This is a genomic window from Streptomyces sp. NBC_01320 (assembly GCF_035974375.1).
Taxonomy (GTDB): Bacteria; Actinomycetota; Actinomycetes; order Streptomycetales; family Streptomycetaceae; genus Streptomyces; species Streptomyces yanii.
In genome coordinates this window covers 11,271,291-11,296,107 of record NZ_CP108390.1, presented here as the reverse complement: position 1 = coordinate 11,296,107, position 24,817 = coordinate 11,271,291, and the positions used below count along the sequence as shown (strand labels likewise).

Genomic DNA, 24,817 nt, shown 5'->3' with positions numbered 1-24,817 from the left:
ACTGTATTTCCCCAATACGATGCATCGCAACTGTACGGTGTGACCATGACTGTGTGGGATCGACCGGAGCCGCCGACTCGCCCCGTGCCGCTCGACCGGGAGCGGATCGTCGCCGCCGCCATCGCGCTGGCCGACGAGGGCGGGCTGGAGGCGGTGTCGGTGCGCAAGGTCGCTGCCCGGCTGGACGCCGGCCCGATGCGGCTGTACGGATACATCTCCACCAAGGAGGAGCTGTTCGACCTCATGGTGGACGAGGTCCACGCCGAGATTCTTCCCGAGGAGCAGCCCGGTGACTGGCGGGAGGCACTGCGCATCCTCGCCCACCGCACCAGGCAGGCCACTCTTCGTCACGAATGGCTGGCCGACCTCCTCGGCGGCCGCCCGACCCTGGGCCCTAACGGCCTCGCCGTGGCCGAGGCCACACTGGCCGCCCTCGACGGCCTCGCCGACCTCGACACCGTCATGCGCGCCGTGGAGACTGTCAGCGCCTACTTCACCGGCGCGATCAGGCGCGAGATCGCGAACTTGCGGGCCGAGCGCGCCACGGGCCTGTCCAAGCACGACTGGCAGCGCGCCTCCGGCCCGCATGTGACGAGAATGTTGGCCACGGGCCGCTTCCCGGCGCTGTCCAAGGCCGTGTACGACGGCACGGACGTGGACGCCGAGGCATCCTTCGCGACCGGCCTGGACTGGGTCCTCGACGCCGTGGCCGCCAAACTCAACCAGCCGTCGGCGTGACACTCAGCTCTTGCCCAATGTGAGCGGGGTCGGAGTCGATATCCACGGGCCGTGAAGGCTTGCGCCGCCACCACTTCAGAACGTTGGTGCTGCCATCGGGACGCCGGGAGCGTCCGCCGCCGAGGGCGGCACCGCCTGTTGCGACCCCGAGGCCATCGAGATCGACGACAACTTCGGCTCCACCCTCTACGCCGCCGACGAGCGCGACACCCTGCCCGCCGAGGCGGTCGCCGCCTCGCTGGGCTGCGGCAACCCCACCACCGTCGCCGACCTACACGAAGGCGAGCGCGTCCTGGGCCTCGGCTCCGGCGGCGCCATCGACGTCCCGCTCTCCGCCCGCCGTGTCGGCCCCACCGGCGAGGCGTACGGCCTCGACATGACCGAGGAGATGCTCGCGCTCGAGAACCAGCAGAAGGCCGGCGCCACCAACGTCGAGTTCCTCAAGGGCGCCATCAAGGCGATCCCGCTGCCCGCTCACACGATCGACGTCGTGCTCCAACTGCGTCATCAACCTGTCCACCGACAAGCCCGCCGTCTTCGCCGAGACGATCCGGGTCCTCAAGCCCGGTGGCCGAATCGGCATCTCCGACGTCGTCGCCGAAGGCAGCCTCACCCCCGACCAGCGCGCCGAACGCGGCGACTACGTGGGCTGCATCGCCGGCGCCCTCTCCTTCACCGAATACCGCCAGGGCCTCGAAGCCGCCGGCTTCACGAACATCGGGCTCAGCCCCACCCGTTCGGTCGCGGACGGCATGCACTCCGCCATCGTCCACGCCACCAAGCCCACCGCAGGTAACAAGGCTGAGGCGAGCGCGACCAGCGATTCCTGCTGCGGCGTCAACGCCTGCTGGCGCGCGTGCCAGGTCCTGCGCATCCAGCGCAGACGCCGCCTGTACGGCGAAGAAGTGGTCCAGCGAGACCGTCCACGCCATCACCGACCTGCCTGCCGAACAGACCGACGCGGCCGAGATCGCCGGCTGGGCCCGCGGGCAGTGGACCGTGGAGAACACCGTCCACTGGGCACGTGATGTCGTCTTCGGCGAGGACAAGTCCCAGGTCAGGAACCGTAATACGCCCGCCGTTCTCGCCGCCATCCGCGACCTGATCCGCAGCGCGCTCAAACTCGCCGGGTACGTCAACACCGCCGCCGGACGCCGAGCCCACACCGAACGCCACCGCGTCCTCGCCCTCTACGGCATCACATGATCAACCGGACATGGGTGCGACTCCTTGGGAGGGATCCTGCATCGGAGCCAGGCCTGGCGGCTATCAGGCTGGGGCGCCGTGTCACTCCCTGGCATGATCACGCCTATGGGTGTGATGTATGACTATTTCTCCGCGGCATCGGACGAGTCGGCCGCCACGACCATCGACTTGCCCGGCGGGCCGGATGGTGCGGGGGCGCAGCTGCCAATGCCCGTCCCGGAGGTCGTTCGGCGTTACGGACGCGACGGCCTTCGCGAGCTCCTCAGGCCACGGCTTCGGCTGGCCGAGAGGGGGTTCCACGTCGTGGCCACCAAGGGGTTCGACTCGACGACCGATCTCGGAGCGATCGAGGGGTTCTTGACCGGGGTCGACTTCGACGAGTTCCTGGCGCGGCCCCGGACCTCCCACGTCGTCGCCGAACGCGACGAAGGCGAGCGTCTGGTGCTCACCATCAGTGATGAGCTTCAAGGCGTCCTGGCAAGTGTGGAGGCCGCCGAATTGACTGCGGCAGCGCGGCATTGGGTTGAAGAGCGGGGTTCTGGTGATACCGACGCGATCGGCAGCCTGCTGCACGAGTTGGCGGAACTCGCCCGCGGGGCGCAGCGGCGCGGGGAACGGCTGTACTGCTGGATCTGCGTCTGATCGACCCGAATTCCGCACTACCACAGAGGACTGACGCGTCGGCCTGAGCTGGTGGAGCCGTCCCTCCAAAGGAGCCACACCCACCGGACATCCGAGGCAAACGCCGGGGCCCTGCCTGCGACACAGCGGCATCCGAGTCGAGGAGCTTACAGAACTGACCCACCTCAGCATCCGCCAATACCAACGGCCAAACGGGGAGGTCATCGCCCTGCTGGTGGTGGCGCCTCCCAAGGGCGACCGCGAGCGGGTGATCCCGATGTCCGCCGAGCTCTTCCACGTCGTCGATCAGATCGTCCGTCGACAGACGCCTGACGGAAAGCCGATCCCACTGGTCAGCCGCTACGACCCTGACGAAAAGACCTGCCGAGGTGTTCCGTAAGGGGATCCCTCAACGGAACACCGGTCGACGGGAACGGAGCCCCAGGCCAGGGTCTTCCGGGTACACCCTCGGCAAGGGGTCAGCCTGTGTATACCCGCCCAAGCTCGGCATGCCGCCCGAGCGCACCGCGGCCCCGCACGAGCCTGCGCCCATCGCCGCTTCTCCTACGCCCGCACGTAGCCGACAGTGGACCTGCGGAAGACCGCGCCCGGCGGCGCGAGAATGCCGCATCCGGCGTGACCGAGAGCGCGGAGGCGCTGCGGGCAGTGCGCCGGAACCGATACGCAGGCTGCGTTGGCAGCTGATGGCGTTCATCGCCTTCCAGGCACGGTGAGCGTCCTGCTGGAGCCGGTGGCCGCGACGTCGCGGTCGGTCCCGGGCTGGTGCGCGGCACGATGACGCCAGGGCGTGGAGAGCCAACAGAGCATTGTCGGGGTGTTCGCGGCGCTGGTGATCGCTCGGCGACGATGGTCTTGCTCCTGGGCTGGAGCGGGACGCCGTGCTGCGGGGCGTCCGGGCCAGCGGCACGGCGATGTGACTGGTCCGTCCATTTGCTAGGTGCTGGTACCAGCACCTAGCTATAATGGTGGGTATGGGAAAGCAGACGAACATCCGACTGGACGATGCCGTCAAGGCTGCCGCCGAAGACCGGGCCAAGCGCCGCGGTCTGAGCCTGCAGGGTTACGTGGCTGATCTGATCGAGCAGGATGTGAACGAGTCGCGTGCCGCGTTCATGGCCGGCGCCTCGGCGTTCCTGACCTCGTACGCCGAGGAGTTCGAGGCGGAATTCGGTGAGGACCGGTACCCCGGTCTCCCTGAGGGGCTGGCGCGGACCGCGCCGAAGGACGCCGCGTGAATCTTCGAATCGACCTCGCTTGGGTCTTGGCAGTCGCACAGCAGATCCCGGGAGATCCCCAGGTCGTCGACTACGGCGTGCCGGTGGCAGCGGAAGCACGTCATCGGGCAGAGATCCTCGACCACGAGGTCTACCCAGAACCCCATCACAAGGCTGCCGCGCTGCTGTGCGAGCTGGCGAGGAACCCCAGCCTGGAGGTGAGGAACTTGCTGTTCGCGGCCACGGTGGCGGCAGCCTACCTGTCGGGGTGCGGCCTCCCGGTGAGCCCCGGCCTAGACACCGTTCTCCCCTTGGCCCGGGCGGCCCGGGACGGGCTGCCGGTGCGGGAGGTCGCCGCTAAAATCAAGACTTGGACGAGCTGATCCATCAGACCCTTCCCGCGGTGCCGGGTCAGGATTCCAGGCCATCGACGGGCGCCGGGCGACTCTCCGCAACGGTTAGGCGTTCCACCAGGCCCAACAGAACGAGCAACGCGACGGATCCGACGAGGATGACCGACCGTCCCACGCCCCATGATCGACGACGTGTCGCGGAGGCGGAGCACGTAGTGCGTGAGCACCAGCATGACAATGACCATGCCGGACGAGAGCAGCCAGTAGGGCCTCACGGTCACATCTCGGGGATGATGATCGTCTCTGGCGCTGCGCGAACGGCACGGGCTGCAGGTACTCCAGGGAAGGCGGAATGGCTTTCCCACTGGCCGACCATGGCCGTGAGCGCGTCGAGAAGACGGCCGGCCTCCTCGGTGTTGCCCGCCTGCACCGCCGTGGCGTAGTTCTGGCTGAATTCGTGGGCATCGCGCCAGGACTGAACGTACGCGTCGTGGCCCTCCGGGTGCTGTTCATCCCGAAGATCGTCCTGTCGGTCGCGGACGAATGATGACGCCTTTTGAATCTCCCCTGTGGGGTGCCATAACCCTCGTACCTGCTTCGACCTGGGACTTCGAGGCCCGCCTCCGATCATGGCCTGGTCGAGCACCGTGGCGCTCCGCATGGTCTATCTCGCCTTTGTCCGCCTCCTCGGGCTGCTCCTCCTGCTCTCCCGTTCCCAACGAGCCAAGGACGTCGAACTGCTGGCGCTGCGCCACGAAGTAGCCGTGCTGCGCCGCCAACTCGGTACCCGGCCACGGCTGTCCTGGCCGGACCGGGCCGTACTCGCCGCCCTCACCCCGACACCTCCCCGCTTCGCTGCGCCGCACCCGGCTGGTCACCCCCGGCACCCTGCTCTCCTGGCACCGCCGCCTCGTCCGCTGGAAATGGAGACAGAAACCCGCGCGCACCGGCCGCCCGCCGATACCCGAGCAGCTCACCGGCCTGGTCCTACGGCTCGCCCGCGAGAACAGCTCCTGGGGCTACACCCGCATCCAGGGCGAACTCCCCCGCCTGGGCCACCGTGTCAGCGCCTCCACCATCCGCCGCGTCCTGCGCTCCGCTGGCCTCGACCCCGCACCCCGACGGTCAAGCAACGCGCCGACCTGGCGCGAGTTCCTCCGCACCCAGACAACGAGTTCCTCCGCACCCAGACAAGCGGACTCCTCGCAGCGGCCTTCTTCCACCTCGACACGGTGACCCTGAAGCGGCGGCACGTCTTCTTCGTCATGGAGGTCGGCACCCGCACCGTCCACGTCCTCGGCGTCACCGCACCCCACCGCCGCCTGGGCCACCCAGCTCGCCCGCAACCCGCTGTCCGACCTCAGCGAGCGCACCACCGGCTTCCGCTACCTGCTGCGCGACCGGGACGCGAAGTACACCGACGCCTTCGACACCATCTTCACGCGCGAGAACATATCGATCTTGAAGAACGCACCACAGGCGCCGAAGACGAACGTCCACGCCCAGAGATTCATTCGCAGCGTCCGCGCCGAGTGCACATTGCGCTCTGCTTGAGCGGCGAACTGCCAGCTCACCGAAGCGTGTCCCCCTCCCGCCATGCCACTTCCAGAACGCTCCTGGGGTCAGGGCCCCGGAGTGATGTCCGGTTTGATCAGTGGTGCTGTGGATCGAAACAGCTGGCGGGAAATCAAACGAGTCCGTCCTGCCGCGCTGAGTCGGGGCCCGTCTGAGGCATGGTCGACAGCTCGCTTCCGCATGCGGAGCCAGGTGCGAGCACGGGGTCGCTGGATCGTCTGCCTTAGAGGGCGTCACCCCGCTGGCGTGCCAGGCGGGGACCCCGGCTTCTTCACGTCGGCCCCGCGGCGCAGAGCGCTGTCCTGTGACGTGACCGTCGAAAGCGGCGCAGCGATCTGTTCCAGCGACTTCTGTTCTGCGACCACCGCGAAGAAGACGGCCACCAGGCCCGCGACCACCATCAGGGCCGCCCCCACACAGAATGCGAGAGCGGCGTCCCCGACAACTCCGCTCTGCGTCAGGCCCGCGAAGAGCAGGGGGCCGGAGATACCGCCGGCCGCCGTGCCGATCGCGTAGAAGAAGGCGATCGCCATGGCCCGTGTCTCCATCGGGAAGATTTCACTGACCGTGAGGTAGGCCGAACTCGCACCCGCCGACGCGAAGAAGAGGACGACGCACCAGCACAGCGTCATCGAGATGGCGTCGAGCCGTCCGGCATCGAACAGCCAGGCAGTAAGGAACAGCAGCACTCCGGAGAGAATGTAGGTCCCCGCGATCATCGGCCGGCGGCCCCAGGTGTCGAAGAGACGGCCCAGGAACAGTGGGCCCAGGAAGTTGCAGAACGCAATGGCGGCGAAGAAGTAGCCGGTTGTTCCGGTGGAGACGTCGAAGAACGTGACCAGGATCGAGCCGAAGCCGAATGTGATCGCGTTGTAGAGGAACGCCTGTCCGACGAAGAGCGCGAAGCCAAGCGTCGCACGCTGGGGATAGTCACGGAAGACGGTCTTCCCGATCTCAATGAAGCCGACGCTGCGTCGCTGTTCGACAGTGATCTCGCTCTCCGCCTCGGGGAGCGGGCGGCCCGTCTCCTCCTCGATCGCCCTTTCCGCTTCATCGACGACCTTCTCCGCTTCCTCGGACTGTCCGTGGATGAACATCCACCGCGGGCTTTCCGGCACATGACGGCGTACGAGAAGGACGGCCAGTCCCAGAACGACGCCGAGGGCGAACGTCAGCCGCCAGCCGACATCCTTGGGGAAGATGTCGGTATCGAGTGCGAGGACCGAGAGGAGAGCACCACCCATCGCACCCAGCCAGTAACTGCCATTGATGATCAGGTCGACGCGGCCCCGGAACCTGCTGGGGATCAGCTCGTCGATGGCGGAGTTGATGGCCGCGTACTCGCCGCCGATACCGAACCCGGTCAGGAAGCGGAAGAGGAAGAACCACCAGACGGAGACGGAGATGGCGGTGAGCGCGGTCGCCGTGAGGTAGACGGTGAGAGTGATCAGGAAGAGCTTCTTACGGCCGTAACGGTCCGTGAGCCAGCCGAAGAAGAGAGCGCCGGAGCAGGCGCCCGCCACATAGAGCGCTGCCGCGACGCCCGTGACCTGGGCGCTAGTGATCGGCAGGCCGCTACCGGCTTCCGAGAGCCGGCCGGCAATGTTCCCGACGACGGTAACTTCCAGGCCGTCGAGGATCCAGACGGTGCCCAGGCCGATCACGATCATCCAGTGCCATCGCGACCACGGCAGGCGGTCCAGTCTCGCGGGGACCTTCGTCGTGACCGTTCCGGTGACTACTTCTCCGCCTCGGCTCATGGGACTCTGCCTCCTGAGAGGGTGGCCTGCGTCGCCGCCCTTGGCGCAGAGGCCGGGTAGCGCGGGTCCAAGCGGATAAACAGCATCATGAAGCGATGCCCTGCTGGGGAGGCGCGCGGTTAACGTGGGGAGGGGTACACCCGACCAGGTCCTGTCCGAAAGACGCGGCCGAGATCGCCGCCTGGGCCCGCGGGCACTGGACCGTGGAAAACACCGTCCACTGGGTAGGTGATGTCGTCCTCGGCGAAGACAAGTCCCAGGTCAGGACCCGTAATAAGCCCGCCGTGCTCGCCGCCATCCACGACCTGATCCACAGCGCGCTCAAACTCGCCGGCTACGTCAACACCGCCGTCGGACGCCGAGCCCACACCGAACGCCACCGCGTCCTCGTCCCATACGGCATCACATGATCAACCCGACATGGGTGCGACTCCTTTGGAGGGATCCTGAATCGGAGCCAGTCTTGGCGGCTATCAGGCTGGGCGCCGTGTCACTCCCTGGCATGATCACGCCTATGGGTGTGATGTATGACTACTTCTCCGCGGCATCGGACGAGTCAGCCATTACGACCATCGACTTGCCCGGCGGGCCGGATGGTACGGGGGCGCAGCTGCCAATGCCCGTCCCGGAGGTCGTGCGGCGTCACACCGCCACGCAAGCTCTGGAGCCCGCGTCGGTCGTGGCGTCTGAGCGCGTGTCGGGCCACCTCAGGGAGTTTTACTACCAGTTGGGATCTCCCGGGAGCGGATCTGACGGACAGCGCGAAGCGGCGCGACGGCTCGCCCACAGGCTGGGCCGCCGCCGGTATCGCCCCGCCGCCCAACCTCGCGACGAAGCTCACGTGGCGCCGCGCGCAGCCGGTGAGGATCGTGGATACCGTCTCCCCGGTCGCGATCACTGAACCCATCTCCGGCACCTGGGTGTTCGACTTCGGACAGAACGCCGCCGCCCTGCCCGAGCTGCACGTCGACGGGTCGCTGCTGGCCGGCACCGTGGTCAGGATGCAGCCGGCCGAGTCGCTGAAAGCCGACGGCACCGTCGACTCGGCGAGCCTGGGGTCGGGCAAGGGCATCCTCGAGACGTACACCACCTTCGGCGCGGCGGACGGCGAGACGTGGCGCCCCCAGTTCGGCTACCACGGCTTCCAGTACATCCAGGTCACCGGCCTCCCCTCCGGCTACCAGCCGGACACCCGCACCGTGACGGCACGCCACGTCCGCGCTTCGGCGCGGGTCTCCGGCGACGTGTCCACCTCCAGTGAGCGGGTCAACCGGCTGCACCGGATGAGCCGGTACTCGATCGCCAGCAACATGATGTCGATCTTCACGGACTGCCCCGGCCGGGAGAAGCTGGGCTGGCTGGCCGACATGCTCCACTCGATGCCCGCCATCGACCGCAACTTCGACATGTCGGCCTATCTGCCGCACATGGAGCGGGTGATGCGGGAAGCCCAGCTCGTCGACGGGCCGAATGCCGGGCTCGTACCCGAACACACGCCGGAGTTCCCGGTCTTCGACGGCCAGTGGGCGATGTACCGGAACGACATCAGCTGGGGCAGCGCGGTGATCCTCGCGCCGTGGTGGCTGTGGCGGCACCACGGCGACACGGAGACCATGGCAGTGCACTACCAGTCCATGACCGAATATCACGACTACGTACGCACGACCCAGGCCGGCTCGGGAGCAGACGAACACCTGGTGAACGGCCCGCTCAAGGACTGGGTCGCCCACGACGAGAGCACCCCCCGGCTCCTGGTCGGGACGTACGCGTATTACCTCATGACCGACCGGCTCGCGCAGATGGCCGCCCACCTGCGCAAGGACTCCGACGCTGGCCGCTACTGGGCGTTGGCCGGCGCGATCAAGGCCGCGTTCAACAACCGTTTCTTCAACGACGAACTCCGCACCTACACCAACGACGGCAACGCGGGCGCGGCAGGCACCCAGGCGGCGAACGCGCTCGCCCTGGAAGCCGGCCTGGTCCCGCGCGGGCAGAAACAGCACGTCCTGCGCGACCTGGTCAGCCGGATCCGCGATTACCACCCGAACGGCGGCGGCCCGCACGTCAGCGGCGGGACGATCTCGCTCGGCCCCACGTTCCGGGCGCTGAGCGCCGCCGACCGTGACGACGTCATCTGGGAGGTCCTGCACGAGGACACGCGCCCGGGGTATGGCTCCTTCCTGCTCCCGACCGTCTCCAATCCCAAGGGCATGACGACGGTCCCGGAGCATTGGTACGCGGCGGACAACAACTCCTCGCTGAACCACATGATCCTGCTCCAGATCGACGAGTGGTTCAGCGCGGGCCTGGCGGGCATCCAGCAGGCGCCGGACTCAATCGCGTACGAGCGCATAGTGGTGAAGCCGAAGCTGGTGGGGACGCCGGAACACCCACTGACACATGTCGAGGGCTCTTACGAGGGGCCGCGCGGGCGGATCAGCAGCGCCTGGCGGATCTCCGGGCCGGACAGCGCAGACCTCGCACTCGACGTCACGATCCCGGCGAGCACGGCAGCCGAGATCCACGTGCCGACCGTCCACCCGAGCAGGGTCCGGCTCGATGGCCGCCCTGTGTCGGCGTCAAAGGCGGCCGTATTCAAGGGCTTCGCGGACGGCTATGCCGTCTACTCCGTGGGCCCGGGCACATACGCACTCAGCTCGCGGCGGAGCTGACGACCGGTGCACCGCACCAGCAGGTGCCCCGACCGCGACCGCCGGTCGGGGCACCTGCCTCCGTGATCCCGACGTTCACCCATCCCTCACCGTGATCAGCAACGGTCCGCCGGGCGTGGTGAAGCGCAGCAGCTTCGGCGGTGACAGCAGCCTGGCCGTGCCGGCCGGCACCCAGCCATGGGCGGCACCGAACCGCAGGAACTCCCCCACCACCGTCATGATCGCGTTCGCCGTACCCCGCGACCGGTAGCGGACAGACCCGGACCCTCACCTGGCCGGCCCGGGGCGGGAGGGGAGTCTCGATCAGCCACTGCTGCAGGTCGGCCAGCCCCAGAGACATGGGAGTCCTCCAGTCCAGCCGCCGCATCCGGCAGTAGTTCAAGTACAGCGCGACCCGCCCTGCATAAACACGCTCGGTATTCGGCGAACACCCCCGCGCCCGCAACGAAGCCAGAAAGGCCACCGCCTCCAGCTGCAGATCAAACGAACGGGCATCGACCCGCCCCGCTCGAAAATACGATTATGGGCCTGGCCTGCAGCTTCTCCGTGTGACGCAACGGCCTCCACGGCGCCCGGTCTCCCGGAAGTGGACATTCACCGGGCGCCGCCACCCGGGACGGCCCCCGACTGCGCCCACCAGCACGTATCCGCCCCCGAGGCCCCACCAGAGCAGACGGACCCGGTTCGGTGCCACCCGCTCCAGGGGCTTCTCAGCCACCAGCTCCGCCCAGGTCGGCTGCGGCTGCTCCCGCGAGACGGCCAAGAGATCGGACCTGGCCGACTGGGGCGGGCCCCGACTGCCGCCCGAGAACCGGCTCGCCACAGCGGGGGTCGCAGAAATATTCCGACGCAACGGCTTTTCACCGCGTGGTGCACCTCACCGCCAGACATGGTTCATCATTCAACAAACTGCGGTTAGTGTCTTCAGTGCCTAGCGAGGCAAACGCGCACTAACCCCCTATTGGGATCAAAGGGTGAGGGGTGAGAGAAAATCATGACAAGCAGGACTGTTCGACGGGCTGCCGTCGCGATCGCCTCGACCGCCATCGCGGCAGCCGGGCTTCTCGCTACCGGCGGCTCCGCCTCGGCGGCGACGCATCCGAGCAGCACCCAGTCGGGCGCCACATCTGCCACCCGAATCGCTGACCACCACCACAGCGGGGACCGGCACAGCGCATTCGGCGGCTGGGACGGTGACGGTCGTGGCTACTGGAACCGGGATCACGACAGAGGTCGCTACTGGATCCGGTACGACGACCGCGACGGTTACCGGGCGCAGATCGACGAAGGCCGTCGTCAATGGGTCCTCGCCCAGATCCGCTGGGCCGATGGCCACGAACACACCTACTTGGGCCTGGGGCACCACGACCGGTCACACCGCTGAGGACCGCGGTCACCAAGGCCGGTACAGTCACGTTGGCTGACCGACGTGACAATGCCGGCCGGACAGCTCCTAGCCGAGACGGACGAGCTCCTCGCGTCAGCCTTCCTGGAGAAGACCGGTGCAGTCGCCCGCTCGAAGATGATCGCCTCTGGGCGGGCCCTCCGCCCGCGGGTGGAGGCTGCCTCACTGCTCGACGAACTCGGCCGCACCGTCCGCACCCGATTCCCCTATCCCGTCGCCTCCCGCTGGCGTGAAGCCGAAGCCCGGACCAGCACGCTGACCACACGCCTATCCGCGGGGCCTCCCAATATCATTTCGCATTCTTCGACGGACGTTGACGCCCCCTTGGCCGTGCCCGTCGCCCAACGCCCAACACGACACAACGACGTCCACCGCATAGCGATGGAGTCGTGCATCGAGGAGGAACGTTCATGCACGCCCGGAGGATCGGCGCGGCCGCCGCAACAGCATTGGCGCTGGTGGCTGCCCGCGACCTCGTCCAGAAGAAGCACGCACTGCTCAGAAACTTCCCCGTGATCGGGCACGCCCGGTACCTGTTGGAGACGATCGGGCCGGAGCTGCGGCAGTACATCGTGACGTCTAACGAGGAAGAGCGCCCGTTCAGCCGTGACCAGCGCACCTGGATCTATGCGTCGGCGAAGCAGGAGAACAACTACTTCGGGTTCGGAACCGACGTCGACGTTGAGCACGTGCAAGGGCACGCGTACGTGAAGCAGCGGACGTTCGCCGGCACGCTGCCCGATCTGCACGACCCGCAGGGCCCGCTGCCTTCGGCCAAGGTGCTGGGCGGCCCGCGCGGGCGCGCCAAGGCGTTCCGGCCGGCGAGCGTGGTGAACATCTCGGCGATGAGCTTCGGATCTCTGTCCGGCGCGGCGATCACGGCGCTCAACAAGGGCGCGGCGCTGGCCGGCGCGATGCAGAACACGGGTGAGGGTGGCCTCTCGCCGTACCACCGCAACGGCGGTGACCTCGTCCTTCAGATCGGGACGTCGTACTTCGGTTGCCGCAACGAGGACGGCACCTTCAACCTCGACAAGCTCAAGGACGTGGTCGCAGGCGCCCCGGTCAAGGCGATAGAGATCAAGCTCTCCCAGGGCGCCAAGCCGGGGCTGGGCGGGCTGCTGCCGGGCGCGAAGGTCACCCCGGAGATTGCCAAGATCCGCGGCATCCCGGCCGGCAAGGACTGCGCCTCCCCCTCTCGCCACACCGCGTTCCACGACGTCGACTCGATGCTCGACTTCGTGGAGCTGCTCGCTACCGAGACCGGACTGCCGGTCGGGATCAAGAGCGCTGTGGGGGAGATGAGCTTCTGGCAGGAGCTGGCCACGCTGATGGCGCGTGGTGACCGCGGGGTCGACTTCGTGACGATCGACGGCGGCGAGGGCGGCACCGGGGCGGCTCCCCTGATCTTCACCGACTCGGTGTCGCTGCCGTTCCGGATGGGCTTCTCCCGCGTCTACAGCACGTTCGCCGAGCGGGGTCTGACCGACGACCTCACCTTCATCGGCTCCGGCAAGCTCGGCCTGCCCGAGAACGCCGCCGTCGCCTTCGCCCTGGGTGTCGACATGATCAACGTCGCCCGCGAGGCAATGCTGTCCATCGGCTGCATCCAGGCGCAGAAATGCCACACCGACAAGTGCCCCACCGGCATCGCCACCCAGGACCCGTGGCTGGTGCGCGGCGTCGACGCGCCCTCGAAGGCCACCCGGGCCGCTGTCTACCTGCGCACCCTGCGTAAGGAGCTGCTGAAGGTCTCGGGAGCCGTCGGCGTCGCCCACCCGGCACTCATCACCACCACCGACATCGAGATCATGAACGGCGACTACGACGCCCGCACCCTGGCGAGCGTCTACGGCTACAAGGACGGCTGGGGCGAACTCGGCCCACACCTCGCCCAGGAGATCACCGCACTGCTCACCGCCAAACCGACCTCCGTCCAGAAGCCGGCCGTCTGACGGGCGTTGTCAAGTTCGACTCGGGCCGTGGGATGATCTTGGTGTAGATCGTCGCGAGGAGAGGCTGCGGGTGGAGAGCGGGACGACACCGTCGTACAGGGGTTACCGGTTTCCGCCCGAGGTAATCGGTCACGCTGTGTGGCTGTATCACCGTTTCCCGATGTCCTACCGGGAGGTCGAGGAGCTCCTCCTGAAACGCGGCATCGCGGTCTCCCACGAGACGGTCCGGGCCTGGTGCGCCGCGTTCGGCCCCCCTACGCCACGCAGTTGCGCCGTCGGCAGTCGCGTCCCGGCGACAAACAGCATCTGAATGAGGTGTCCATAAAGGTCAACGGGAAGGTGCGGTACCTGTGGCGCGCGGTCGACCAGGACGGCAACGTCCTCGACATTCTCGTCCAGGACCGCCGCGATACGGCCGCAGCGAGGCGCTTCTTCCGCAAGCTTCTCAAGGGCCTCGAGTACGTACCCCGCGTGGTCGTCACGGACAAGCTCCGCAGCTACGGTGGCGCCCACCGCGAGGTCATGCCGTCGGTCGAGCACCGCAGTTCGAAGTACTTGAACAACAGAGCCGAGAACAATCATCAGCCCACGAGGCAGCGCGAGCACGCTATGAAGGGCTTCCGCTCCAGCGGAGCGGCCCAGAGGTTCCTTGCCGCCTTCAGCCGGATCTCCAGCCACTTCCGACCCCGACGCCATCTGATCACAGCGAGTGACTATCGCACCGAGATGGCCGAACGGTTCCGCATCTGGAAGACCGTCACGGGAGCCCTCACGACCGCCTGCCCAGGATGCCCCCGGCCCGGCCAAACGCACCTTCAGCACACCTCAACTCGCCTGCCGGAGCAGCAACTTGACAACACCGCCCGACGGCCCCACCCCGATCGAGTGACTTCGCGGGTCGATGGTGGTCTGCTGAGTGTTGGTGGCCTTGCCCGGGGTAACGGCTCGCCAGATTGGGGCTTCCGGGTCTGTCCGACCACGTCCCTGACAGGCGTGGTTCGGCGGACCCGGTCCTTATTGCCCCTTGCCGATTGATCACGACGTTCGGGCCTGCCCGCCGTTCTCCTCCCCGTCGCTCTGGGCGTGGGGAAGCGCTGGCGGGCCGCCTGTGTCCGGCGCGGTTCTCTCCACCATCTCGGCAAGGCGCCTGCAGGCCTCTTCGATCTTCTCCTGGGTCTGGTTTCGCTCGGTGATGGCAGCGGAGAGCAGCAGCGCCGTCAGTGCGGCGGCGCCGTTGAATGCCTGCAGTGAGATCATGTTGGCGAGCAGGGCGTGACCGGCGAACGGGCCCGATCTGCGGGTGGCGGCGAAGATCGCAAAGGTGGATACGGCCAGCGCGCAGGGCGCGGCCCCGGCCCGCTGAAAGCGGAAGGCTGCCCAGGTCAGCAACGGGAAGGCGAGGAAGAGCAGCGGTGTGGGGGAGGTCTGGAGGAGCCCCATGCTGATGGTGGCCGCCCCAAGAAGCGATCCCTCCACCCATCGGGAGGGGGGCGCGGCCTTGGGCCAGCGCGCCGAGCGCAGCGCGAGCAGCGCTGGCGCGACCACCAGGACGCCCATCGCGTCGCCGGTCCACCAGACCCACCACGTCGGCCAGAACCCTCCGGGGAGTGCACCAGTGAGGTGCAGGGTGCCGCATCCCACGGTTGCGCTGATGAGCATGCTGATGAATGCGCCGAGGAAGACCAGTGCGAGTGCGTCCCGCCAGCGGTTCATCCGGGTGCGGAACCCGGCTCGGTGAAGGAGCGCGTAGGAGCACAGGGGTGCGAGGGTGTCGCCCGTCGTGATCATAAGCACGGCTGTGATCGATGGCAGGTTCAGTGAGATGTTGATCAGAAACGCGCCGAGTGTGATCCCGGGCCAGGTGCGCGGGCCGATCAGGAGCAGGCCGGCCAGGGCGATGCCGCTCGCGGGCCACAGCGGTGTGACCTGGCCGCGCACGAGCTGCTGGAGCAGCCCCAGCTTGCCCGAGGCGTAATACAGCGCGGCAACGGCGCAGATCTGCAGGGCTGTCATGGCACCGCGCCGGAGCCTGTCGCGGCTCGTAACCGTCATCGGGAAGTCTTCCCCTCGGCCTTGCTCCGTTGTCCATCGTCCGCTGATCCTGCCGGGTCCACCACACTGCCGCTCATCTGTGTGCCCTTTCACCATGCGCTCCGCCGGGATGGCGGCGGGTGACCGCTCGGGGCGTGTCGTAACCCGACGGTTCCACCCCAATCGCATCGCTGCGGGTCTGTGCGGCTTCAGCGCGGGGTGCGCAGGGCGAGGATGGCCATGTCATCGTGCGCGTCGCTCGGGTGGTGGTCGGCCAGGGCCTGCACGAAGTCCTGCAGGGGCAGGGCTGCGTGTGTGGTGGCAAGTTCGGCGAGTTCGTTCAGGCTCTCGTCGATGGGGTGGTCGGGGTGTTCGACAAGGCCGTCGGTGAAGAAGACCACGGTGGTGTCCGGGGGCAGGGGGTGGGTGTGGTCGGGGCGGGGCTGCCTGCTGTCGACGTTCAGTGGTAGTCCGGGCTCCGCGAACAGGTATTCAGCCCGGCCGCCGGGGGTGATCAGCAAAGGGGGGATGTGGCCCGCAGAGCTCCAGTGCAGCCTCCAGGCAGCCTCTGTGGGTTCGATGCGCGCCAGGCTGGTGGTGGTGACGGGGTTGTCGGTGATGGCCTCCAGGGTGCGATCGAGTTGGGCGAGGACCGCGCTGGGCGGAGTGCGCAGGGTGAACAGCAAAGCGCGCAGCATGTTGCGGGTGGAGGCCATGGCGGCGGCGGCATGCAGATCGTGACCGACCACGTCGCCGATGACGACCGCCACCGCACCGTCCGGAAGCAGGACGGCGTCGTACCAGTCGCCGCCCACATGGTGGGGTTCGGCGGCAGGCCGGTAGACGGCGGCGGCGTCGAAGGGCCGCATGTCGGGCAGCGTCGGCAGCAAACGCCGCTGGAACAGTTCGGATCCGGCACGAACCTGTTCGAAGAGGCGGACGTTTTCAATCGCGATGCCAGCGGCGCTGGCAAGAGCGACGAGGATGCTCTCGTCGCGGGCATCGAAGGGCTGTCCGTCGCGTCGCTCGGAGAGGTAGAGGTCGCCGTAGATTTCGCCGCGGACACTGACGGCGACGCCCAGCAGGGTACGCATGGGCGGGTGGCCGGGCGGAAACCCGACCGAGGACGGGTGGGAGGAGATGTCGCCCACCCGCAAGGGTTCGGGGTGGCGGATCAGGTGTCCGAGCACGCCCAGACCGCGAGGAAACCCCACCTCGGCCAACGCCGACCGTTCCTGCTCGGACAGGCCGACGACGATGAACTGCTCCAGGAACTCGCCGGATGCGTCAAGAACTCCCAGGGCCCCGTAGCGGGCGCCGACCAGGTCCATGGCGGTGGTCACGATGCGGTGCAGCACCGCGGGCAGCTCCACCTCCCGGGTGATGGCCACCACCGCCTCCAACAGGCCCTGAATCCGGTTCTTGGCGGCGGCCAGAGCGCGCAGCTGCTCATCGATCCGGCCCAGCTCGGCGTCCAGACGCGCCAGCAGGTCAGGGCGGGGCGGCCGCTGCGCGCCTTTCCTCTCCTTGCCCGCCGCCATCACGATCGCCTGCGGGAGCGGTACCCGCGCTCGGCGGCCTTCAGCCGGCAGGAGTCGGCGCCGGTCTGGATCAGCGTGCCCTCGACGGTGAGCCGGTCGGCGATCGGCACGCACGGACGAGGTTGGGTGAAGGTCTTGTCCCGCTCGCTGAACGGGGCGTTGGAGGCCACCGTGGTTGCCTTGCGCTCCTCCCGGGCGGTGAAGAACTGGAGCAGCAGCTTGGCGCCCTTCTTGTCCAGGTTCAGGTAGCCGAAGTCGTCCAGACACAACAGGTCGACCTTGCTGTAGCGGACGATCACACTGGACAGCCGGGCGGCGTCGGCCTCGACAAGTTCGGCCGGGTTCTGCCGCTTGTCCCAGCGGATCCGCTCATACAGCCACTCACGCGATCGGTGCACCCACAATCTCCTGACACGACCCGTGATCAACCCGCACAGAGTGGCGTGGCGAGACAGCCCGACCCACCCATTACGCCGAAGGCGGCATGTCACATACCGTCATACAGGCTGGCTCCCAACCTCGTTGCCGAAACCGCGGCTCCCTGGCTCTGTTCGCGAGAGGGGGGAATGATACTGAAGCAGGATCAGCTTGCGGAGTAGTTCGAATCCGGCTCGGTCGTAGAGCCGGATCTTGATCTTCTTGATGCGGTTCACGGAGGCGGCGCCTGCGGCGGGGCGGCGCGCAGGGTGGCGATGTAGGCGCGGACCATCTGGTAGGTGACGGGGGTGTTCTCGGCGAGGAGTTCGCGGTGCAGGCGGGTGACGTTCGTGCATCCCGCGGCGAAGCGTCGTTCCAGGTAGGTCTTGCAGGGGTCCAGCCTGCTGGGTCGGGGCCGGTTCTCGTGAGGGTGTCCTGCCAGTGCGCAGCACGAGGCGTATCGCAGCACATCCCGCGGGAGCGGGTGCAGCAACGCCGCCAGGAACGCCCGATCGCTCGCATCGAACCGCGGACTGTTCCCGCCCAGTTGCCGCTCGAGCACCGTGATCTCATGACGCAGCGCCAGAAACTCCACGTCCTTGTCCCGGCCGCTCATCGGCAGCAGGCGCAGCACGGCGAACGCGTTGGTCACACCCAGGTAAGCCAGTCGCAATAGCACGATCGATCATGTTGCCGCAACCATCGACGGCTGCGCCAGAGCGCCGATTCGAGCGACAGCCCTCAGAATCCAGTGCTCCCCGCACACCGGCTCCCAGCAGGCGGATGAGGATTTCGGCAAGGGCAGGGCTGGCCCTCCGTCTGACCAACGCCCTCGGTTGTCCTCAGCAGGAATCGTCGGCTGTCCGGGCGGTGCCGTCATGCGCGCGGCTGGTCGAGCGTCTGAGACAGCTCCAGCGGTCCGCAGCCTCGGGAGTCCGCAGCTTGGGGCGGGTCCAGCTGCGTCTGCTTTGCGAACCGGAAGGTGTGCCCCAGATCGAAGCGCCTCAAGAACGACTGCCAGTGCCGATCGACGTATTCGCCGGTCATGCCGGGGCGATACCCGCACAGGTCGAGATGCTCAGGCTCGAATGGCCCACAGACGCGTGACGTCGGCGGGCCAGTTCGGGCTCCGTCAGAAGGCGATGCCGTCGACACCGCGGGAGACGATGTCGCTGGGCTTGCCCGCCAGGTCGCGGACGGCCCGCCAGGCCATGTCCATCGCTGAGTCGACGTAGGCACGAGGGGCCGAGTCGGTGTTCGCGATCGCGACCCGCCCCCACGTCTGGCGGGCGACGTGGCTCGGCAGCTCGCCGTAGGGCCAGAACGTGTCCCAGGGACGGCCGTACTCGTAGGCGTAGGCGTGGGCCCAGCGGTTGACCGTGATGCCCTTGATGTCGCGCGCCGGGTCGAAGCCACCCGGGCCGAGGGCGCGGGCCAGCTGGTCGCGAAGATTGCGCTCCATCTCTGCGAAGCTCGTCTTGATCAGCTCGCCCCGGCCTGCCGCGCCCTGCCGGCGGGGCGGGAGACCGGGCCGGCACGCCGCGCGAGAGACATGCAAGATCGCCGACTCGCTCGGCTTGTCGGGGAAGTGGTAGCCACCCATGCTGACCGGGAAGTCTAGTTCGGCGCCCGTCCAGTAGCCGGTCGGGAACCGAACGCTGGAGATCTTGAGGTTGTCCAAGGCCTTCCAGTTGCGGACCAGAACGCTGGTGTACACGAGGGCAAGACGCGGGCTGTCCTTGAGGGCGTCCCGCTGCCGCTGGGAGATCTCGCTGGTCAGGAACGGGATGATCTGGTTGTTGCAGGCGAGAACGACGTGCTCGGCGCGGACGGTCTCCAAGCGGTCCTTGCGCACGTAGGAGACCTGCACCTGGCGGGCGGAGTCCGGGTCGCCCTCGTGTACGACGCGCACCGCCGGCGAGTTCAGCCGGATCCGCACGTTGTTGCGGCGCCGATCGAGCTCGCCGTACTGGATCCGGCTGGTCGGGATGGTCTCCATCCCCTGCCCCGGCATGGCATGCGGGATCAACTTCCGCACGAGCGAGTAGACGACCCCTGCGTTGCCCTCGGGGAAGTGGTAGATGTAGTCGTCCTCCGAGGTCCACACCTTGTGGCCGGTGGGTGCGATCCGCGGATCAGGGCCACCGTCCCAGTCGAGGCCGAGCCCGTCGAATCCGGCGAACTCGATCGACGCGTCGAGCGCGCCGACGGCGTCGGCGCCATAGCCCCAGTTGCCGTTCGGCGTGGTCTGCAGGAACTTCTGGGCGTCGGGGTGTGCCTTGACGTAGTCGCGCAGGTAGTCGAGGTAGGTGATGTCGGCGAGCTTGTTCTTCTTCTGCTGGTCGGAGAGCCCGGGCATCCAGTCCCGGGGGGCGTCGTAGATGGCGGCGAGGTCGGCCTTGGCTTGGGCCGCCATCGGCGCGCCCTCGAGGATCGTCGAGTACGGCGTGCCTCCCCGCCAGGTGACCAGGTGGTCCTTGCCCCAGGACTCCTTGTCGAAGAACAGGCCACGCCCCAGGCCGTGGCGCGCGTTGAAGCCGGAGTCGAAGTACTTCTCGAACCGCTCGACGCGGATCCCGATGTCGGTGAGCAGTTGTCGGGCGGGCGGTGCGTACGTCGAGGGCGACTCCAGCGATTGCGACCCGCCGTAGCTCAGCAGTGTTCGAGCGGTGGTGCGGAACTCGTTGCGCCGCGCGTGCCCGCCGATGTCGTCCATCGCATCGAGCACGAGGATCTTGCAGTTCTTGCCGAACTCCATCTGGTAGTAGCGCGCAGCCGAGAGCCCGCTGATGCCGCCGCCAACGACGACGAGGTCGTACTTCTCGTGGGTGTCGCGGGGCTCCGGCGCGTCGTCCCAGAAGGTCCCGTCTCGCAGGGCGTGCGGCACCTTCATGGCGGCGTCGGTGTACCCGCGCAGGCCTTGCCAAGTCGGCGGGTAGTAGCGTGCATCGGCCCTCGGGGCCTCGGCGGCCGAGGCCGACCCCGCCGCCGCGCTGCCCGCGATGCCCCCCGCCACCAGCGCGCCCACGCCCAGGGCCACGCCGTCCAGGAAGTCGCGACGGCGGATCTTCCGGTTCATGCCTAGCTCGTCGTCGGTGAAGTCGCTCAACTGGCTCGCCCCCAACACTGTCGGAGAATGTGCGGATCCAAGCGTCATGCGGGTCGTTCGCAACTGAATCCGCACAGCAACGAGGCCTGATGCTACGGATCTGCTCCTCGTCGGTCAATGGTGCTCGGGTCGCCAGGAGGCCCCAACGGGCCGTGTCTGGCGCCGTAGTTCGTCGCGCAAGACATCCAGGACCAGCCGCCCGGCGGGCGAGGAGGAGCTTGACGTGTGCGGGAAGGTCCATCGCCGCGGACCCGCAGGGGGCACCTATAGGACCTAGTACTGCAACCGCATCTGGAGGATGTGGCCTCGGCGTTTGTAGTGGGAGCGGAGGGCTCGGGCCTGGTTGCGTCGCAGGGGGAAACTTGCGTCAGGCCGCGATCGTGGCACTTCGCTGCCACGCCCCGAAAACGCTCATAGCCGCCCCACGGAACGGTCTGATCCGGGCTGCGGGCCGACTCAACGCCCACGCGTGCACAACGCGCACCAGAGCCTACGGAGGAGATGTCTGAAGTTCCCCCCGGGTCCTGGACAGCGGGTGTTTACGCTGCGGGGGTGAGGTCCTGCCTGAGCAAGGTTCTCGTTTCGAGCGGGGTGACGTACCCGTACTCGGGATGCCTGCGGAGTCGGCTGCGGTTGTACTCGATCTCGATGTAGCGGAAGACATCGGCCCGGGCGGCCTCGCGGGTCTCCCAGACGGTGGTTCCGATCTCCGCTTTGAGGACGGCGAACCAGCTTTCTGCAGCAGCGTTGGCGTGAGCCGTCGAATGCGCTCGTTCACCGTGGTGACGATGGATCTGTGCGGTTGATCCATCCGTTCCATCCGAGGAGCGGGGAGATCTTCGAGTTCCTCGAGCGGATGAACTCCTGGCGCGGGGACGTCGTCCTGGTGCTGGATGCGGCGGGTCGTCGCTGCTCGTTCCCGGTGGAGTGGACGGATGTCGCGCCAGTCGATGTGTTCGTGGTGACGGCCGCGGGCCGGTGTCCGTTCCGGACCGAGGACCTGTGCGTGCTCGTGGATCTGGTGGAGCATCTCCGTGATCAAGGGCTTGGTCGTGTCGGGGAGATGGCGCCGTGACCGTCGTGGGAATCGGGCCGCTGCGGCGGGTGCGTGTGCTCGTCGGTGGGGGCGTGCGGAGGTGCATCCGCTGCTGTGACCTGCTCCTTGTGCTTCTTCTAGGCCGGGATGCGCCCTTGGGGGCGATGACTCACGGCCGGATTCTTGAGACATCGGATCCGAACGGGAGGCGACATGGCGGCGAAGGGCCTGGAGCACGGCAAGAAGACCGCGTTGGTGGCTTCTCGGACGTTGAACCCGCGTCCGCAGGCGGTCGTGGACGAGGTGTTCGCCCGCTCGGTATTCCTCGACCCGAACGACTTGGTGCAGGTCAAGTACGAGATGGTGCGCCGGGTGCGGGTCGACAACGTGCCGGTGACACAGGCGGCGGCTCAGTTCGGGTTCTGTCGCCAGAGTTTCTATGTGATTGCTGCCGCGCTGGACGCGGGAGGGCCGGCGGCGCTGGTGCCGGGCAAGCCGGGGCCGAAGGGGCCGCGCAAGCTCACCGACGAGGTGATGGAGTTCCTCGAGAAGCTACTCGAAGCCGACTCCTCGCTCCGCTCACGGCAGTTGGCGGAAGCTGTACTCGAGCGCTTCAGGATCACGGTGCATCCACGCTCGGTGGAGAAGGCACTGGTCAGGCGCCGCGAGTCACGGCCGAAGGAGGAACTTCATCGTCCCTGAACCGGCGGCGGGTCAGCCGGTGGGAGCCGTGGAACTGGCACGGCGTTATGAGGATCTGCGGGCCGCGGTCCTCGGCGGGCCGGACGCCGGCTCGCGGCACGGCTGGGCGGTGCTGGCCCGCTCCGGGATGGCTGCCTGGCTTCTCGCGGTGGCCCTGGTCCCGGCGGCGGCGCTGCCTGCTCGCCGGGCCAGCCCGCCGGCGGTGGACCGGGGCCCGGAGGCCGAGGAGCTGGTGCAGGTACTCGCGCAGATGGTGCTGGCCGCCGCAGGCGGTGGCTGTGGTGACGGCTGAGACACAGGATGGGAGGAGCGGGTGATGGCGACGGAATCGACGGGCAAGGTCAGTGCTGATCATCTTCGGCGAGGCGCTTATCTGTATGTCCGGCAGAGTTCGCTGAAGCAGGTCGTGAACAACACCGAGTCCACGCAGCGGCAGTACGCCCTGCGCGGCCGGGCCGTCGCCCTGGGCTGGGAGGAGGACCAGATCACGGTGATCGACAGTGATCAGGGCCGGTCGGGGGCCTCCATCAACGGGCGGGACGGCTTCCAGCACCTGGTCGCCGAGGTCTCCATGGGACGTGCCGGGATCGTGCTGGGCCTGGAGGTGTCCCGCCTCGCCCGGAACAACACCGACTGGCACCGGCTGCTGGAGATCTGTGCACTGACCGGGACGCTGATCTTGGACGAGGACGGTCTGTACGATCCCCTCACCTTCAACGACCGTCTCGTGCTGGGCATGAAGGGCACCATGTCCGAGGCCGAACTGCACCTGCTCAAGGCCCGGTTGCGGGGCGGGCAGCTGGCCAAGGCCCGCCGCGGCGAACTCAAGCAGGGCCTGCCGATCGGCTATGTCCACGACTATGCCGACCGTATCGTCAAGGACCCCGACGCCGCCGTGCGCGAGGTCATCGAGCGGGTGCTGAGCCTGTTCGCGGCCACCGGCTCGGCCCGTCAGGTCGTCAGAGCTTTCGCCGCCGACCAGCTCACCTTCCCCTCCCGGATCCGCACCGGCCCGTGCAAGGGCGAGCTGGTCTGGGGGCCGCTCAAGCACTGGCAGGTCCTGAATGTCCTGCACAACCCGCTCTATGCCGGGGCGTTCTGCTACGGACGCCGCAAGGTCCGCCACGACGTCCACGGCAAGGTCCGCATCCAGCTGCTGCCGCGAGAGCAGTGGGACACCCTGATCCCCGATCACCACGCGGGCTACCTCACCTTCGAACAGTGGGAGAACAACCTCGCCCAGCTCCAGACGCAGGCCGCGGCCCGTGGGGACGACCGGCGGGCGGGCCCGCCGCGCGAGGGCACCGCGCTCCTGCAGGGCCTGGCAATCTGCGGCCGCTGCGGGCGGCGGATGACCATCGCCTACCACCTCCGCCAAGACCACGAGGTCAGCGACTACCGGTGCATGACCCACGCGATCCAGGACGGCGGACAGGTCTGCCAGCGCATTCCCGGCCCCAGCATCGAGGCGGCCGTGGCCGAACTCCTGCTGCAGATGCTCACCCCGCTCGCCGTGGAGACGGCCCTGACGGTGAGCGATGAGATCACCGCCCGCACTGCCGAGGCCGACCGGATGCGCACGACGCATCTCCAGCGCGCCCAGTACCGGGCCGATCTGGCCAAACGACGCTATCTCGCGGTCGACCCGGACAACCGCCTGGTCGCCGACTCACTCGAGGCCGACTGGAACGCGGCCCTGCGCGAGGTGTCCGCCGCCCGGACCGACGTCGAACGCGCCCGCACCCTGGCCGCCCCGCGCCAGCAGGCCACCCGCGAACAACTCGCCCGCCTCGCCGGTGACGTCAGGTCCCTGTGGAACGATCCGGCCACCCCGATGCGCGAGCGTAAGCGCATCACCCGCCTGCTGATCGCGGACGTCACCCTGATCAAGGACGACGACATCACCGTCCACGTCCGGCTCAGCGCCGGCCAGACCCACACCCTCCACCTCCCGTTGCCGCTGGGCGGCGGCAAGCTGTGGCAGACCCCGCGTCCGGTCGTGGACGCGATCGACGAACTCCTCGAGCACCACACCGACGCCGAGATCGCCGACATCCTCAACCAGCGCGGCCTGACCAGCGGCAAAGGATGCTCCTTCCACCGCCTCCTGGTCCGAGACATCCGCGAGAACTACCAGCTCCGCAACCGCCATGACCGCCTGCGCGACCGCGGTCTGCTGACCGCCCCCGAACTCGCCGTACTCCTCGACGTCAGCGTGCCGACCGTCTGGAAGTGGCACCGGGCCGGACTGATCGAGGGCGAGAAGTACAACGACAAGAACGCCTGCCTCTACCCGCCCCCGGGCCCCAACCCGCCCCGCGTCCAGCAAGGCATCCGCCTCGACCGCCGCCGACCAGCGACAACACCCGCAAAGTGAACCCGATAGGAAAAGAGGTGCAGTGTGATGACAAGCGTTTATCGTAGCAAGAGCCGACACGTCCCATCGATTGCCTCATGTGCA

At 67.9% G+C, this 24,817-nt stretch carries 23 protein-coding genes and 4 pseudogenes; 18 read left to right on the top strand and 9 right to left on the bottom strand.

All coding sequences use genetic code 11. The annotated features are described in order from the left end of the window. Positions 1–45: 45 nt before the first annotated feature. From OG395_RS52070 to OG395_RS52035, 8 genes and pseudogenes are all read left to right on the top strand, one after another. The gene (locus tag OG395_RS52070; protein WP_327249120.1) at positions 46–738 is read left to right on the top strand and encodes a TetR/AcrR family transcriptional regulator; all 693 of its coding nucleotides are present in this window, start codon (positions 46–48) and stop codon (positions 736–738) included. Between the two features lie 121 nt (positions 739–859). Continuing rightward, positions 860–1,550 (top strand): annotated as a pseudogene (locus tag OG395_RS52065) (methyltransferase domain-containing protein); the annotation flags it as partial. Positions 1,551–1,592: 42 nt separating this feature from the next. Continuing rightward, a pseudogene (locus tag OG395_RS52060) lies at positions 1,593–1,944 on the top strand (transposase); the annotation flags it as partial. Positions 1,945–2,247: 303 nt separating this feature from the next. Beyond that, positions 2,248–2,586 (top strand): hypothetical protein, encoded by a 339-nt coding sequence (locus OG395_RS52055; RefSeq protein WP_327249119.1) that lies wholly within the window; start codon positions 2,248–2,250, stop codon positions 2,584–2,586. 214 nt (positions 2,587–2,800) lie between these two features. Beyond that, positions 2,801–2,965 (top strand): hypothetical protein, encoded by a 165-nt coding sequence (locus OG395_RS52050; protein WP_327249118.1) that lies wholly within the window; start codon positions 2,801–2,803, stop codon positions 2,963–2,965. A gap of 592 nt (positions 2,966–3,557) precedes the next feature. Further along, the gene (locus tag OG395_RS52045; protein WP_327249117.1) at positions 3,558–3,821 is read left to right on the top strand and encodes a hypothetical protein; all 264 of its coding nucleotides are present in this window, start codon (positions 3,558–3,560) and stop codon (positions 3,819–3,821) included. Continuing rightward, positions 3,818–4,183: a hypothetical protein gene (locus OG395_RS52040; RefSeq protein WP_327249116.1), complete on the top strand. Its 366-nt coding sequence runs from the start codon at positions 3,818–3,820 to the stop codon at positions 4,181–4,183. Before OG395_RS52045 ends, OG395_RS52040 begins: the two co-directional genes overlap by 4 nt. A gap of 322 nt (positions 4,184–4,505) precedes the next feature. After that, positions 4,506–4,700, top strand: coding sequence for a hypothetical protein (locus OG395_RS52035; RefSeq protein WP_327249115.1), 195 nt, complete (start codon positions 4,506–4,508; stop codon positions 4,698–4,700). An 838-nt stretch (positions 4,701–5,538) separates the two neighbouring features. Here OG395_RS52035 and OG395_RS52030 read toward each other — a convergent pair. Beyond that, entirely contained in the window at positions 5,539–5,727 is a 189-nt protein-coding gene (locus OG395_RS52030; protein ID WP_327249114.1) for a hypothetical protein, read from the bottom strand. 234 nt (positions 5,728–5,961) lie between these two features. Next, positions 5,962–7,488, bottom strand: coding sequence for an MFS transporter (locus OG395_RS52025; RefSeq protein WP_327249113.1), 1,527 nt, complete (start codon positions 7,486–7,488; stop codon positions 5,962–5,964). A gap of 164 nt (positions 7,489–7,652) precedes the next feature. Between OG395_RS52025 and OG395_RS52020 the strand changes: the two are divergent. The 6 genes and pseudogenes from OG395_RS52020 to OG395_RS51995 all read left to right on the top strand — a co-directional run. Continuing rightward, positions 7,653–7,898: pseudogene (locus OG395_RS52020) on the top strand (transposase); the annotation flags it as partial. Between the two features lie 459 nt (positions 7,899–8,357). Then, positions 8,358–10,160, top strand: a complete 1,803-nt coding sequence (locus tag OG395_RS52015; protein WP_327249112.1) for an alpha-L-rhamnosidase — start codon at positions 8,358–8,360, stop codon at positions 10,158–10,160. A gap of 91 nt (positions 10,161–10,251) precedes the next feature. Then, positions 10,252–10,410: a hypothetical protein gene (locus OG395_RS52010; RefSeq protein ID WP_327249111.1), complete on the top strand. Its 159-nt coding sequence runs from the start codon at positions 10,252–10,254 to the stop codon at positions 10,408–10,410. Positions 10,411–11,154: 744 nt separating this feature from the next. Further along, on the top strand, positions 11,155–11,544 hold the full coding sequence (locus tag OG395_RS52005; protein WP_327249110.1) for a hypothetical protein: 390 nt from the start codon (positions 11,155–11,157) through the stop codon (positions 11,542–11,544). A gap of 431 nt (positions 11,545–11,975) precedes the next feature. Next, positions 11,976–13,520: an FMN-binding glutamate synthase family protein gene (locus OG395_RS52000; RefSeq protein WP_327249109.1), complete on the top strand. Its 1,545-nt coding sequence runs from the start codon at positions 11,976–11,978 to the stop codon at positions 13,518–13,520. A gap of 70 nt (positions 13,521–13,590) precedes the next feature. Then, positions 13,591–14,270, top strand: a pseudogene (locus OG395_RS51995) (IS6 family transposase); the annotation flags it as partial. A gap of 285 nt (positions 14,271–14,555) precedes the next feature. Here the strand turns inward: OG395_RS51995 and OG395_RS51990 are convergent. The 7 genes from OG395_RS51990 to OG395_RS51960 all read right to left on the bottom strand — a co-directional run bounded on the left by OG395_RS51990 (position 14,556) and on the right by OG395_RS51960 (position 21,412). Beyond that, on the bottom strand, positions 14,556–15,572 hold the full coding sequence (locus OG395_RS51990; RefSeq protein ID WP_327249108.1) for an MASE1 domain-containing protein: 1,017 nt from the start codon (positions 15,570–15,572) through the stop codon (positions 14,556–14,558). A gap of 188 nt (positions 15,573–15,760) precedes the next feature. Beyond that, positions 15,761–17,092, bottom strand: coding sequence for a PP2C family protein-serine/threonine phosphatase (locus tag OG395_RS51985; RefSeq protein ID WP_327249107.1), 1,332 nt, complete (start codon positions 17,090–17,092; stop codon positions 15,761–15,763). After that, positions 17,092–17,490, bottom strand: coding sequence for an ATP-binding protein (locus tag OG395_RS51980; RefSeq protein WP_327249106.1), 399 nt, complete (start codon positions 17,488–17,490; stop codon positions 17,092–17,094). Before OG395_RS51980 ends, OG395_RS51985 begins: the two co-directional genes overlap by 1 nt. A gap of 251 nt (positions 17,491–17,741) precedes the next feature. Then, complete coding sequence (locus tag OG395_RS51975; protein WP_327249105.1) at positions 17,742–18,188, bottom strand: hypothetical protein; 447 nt, start codon at positions 18,186–18,188, stop codon at positions 17,742–17,744. Positions 18,189–18,385: 197 nt separating this feature from the next. Continuing rightward, the gene (locus OG395_RS51970) at positions 18,386–18,556 is read right to left on the bottom strand and encodes a hypothetical protein (RefSeq protein WP_376346147.1); all 171 of its coding nucleotides are present in this window, start codon (positions 18,554–18,556) and stop codon (positions 18,386–18,388) included. Positions 18,557–18,641: 85 nt separating this feature from the next. Then, the gene (locus OG395_RS51965) at positions 18,642–20,588 is read right to left on the bottom strand and encodes an NAD(P)-binding protein (RefSeq protein WP_327249104.1); all 1,947 of its coding nucleotides are present in this window, start codon (positions 20,586–20,588) and stop codon (positions 18,642–18,644) included. A gap of 569 nt (positions 20,589–21,157) precedes the next feature. Next, the gene (locus OG395_RS51960) at positions 21,158–21,412 is read right to left on the bottom strand and encodes an IS3 family transposase (protein ID WP_442818810.1); all 255 of its coding nucleotides are present in this window, start codon (positions 21,410–21,412) and stop codon (positions 21,158–21,160) included. Positions 21,413–21,414: 2 nt separating this feature from the next. On the opposite strand from OG395_RS51960, the gene OG395_RS51955 reads away from it, so the two are divergent. The 4 genes from OG395_RS51955 (at position 21,415) to OG395_RS51940 (ending at position 24,733) form a co-directional block, all read left to right on the top strand. Beyond that, positions 21,415–21,693 carry a DUF5372 family protein gene (locus tag OG395_RS51955; RefSeq protein WP_327241290.1) on the top strand — a complete coding sequence of 93 codons (279 nt, stop codon included), beginning with the start codon at positions 21,415–21,417 and terminating at the stop codon, positions 21,691–21,693. A gap of 174 nt (positions 21,694–21,867) precedes the next feature. Then, positions 21,868–22,356, top strand: coding sequence for a helix-turn-helix domain-containing protein (locus tag OG395_RS51950; protein WP_327241289.1), 489 nt, complete (start codon positions 21,868–21,870; stop codon positions 22,354–22,356). A 28-nt stretch (positions 22,357–22,384) separates the two neighbouring features. After that, positions 22,385–22,648: a hypothetical protein gene (locus OG395_RS51945; protein ID WP_327241288.1), complete on the top strand. Its 264-nt coding sequence runs from the start codon at positions 22,385–22,387 to the stop codon at positions 22,646–22,648. A gap of 24 nt (positions 22,649–22,672) precedes the next feature. After that, on the top strand, positions 22,673–24,733 hold the full coding sequence (locus OG395_RS51940) for a recombinase family protein (protein ID WP_327241287.1): 2,061 nt from the start codon (positions 22,673–22,675) through the stop codon (positions 24,731–24,733). Positions 24,734–24,817: the final 84 nt, after the last annotated feature.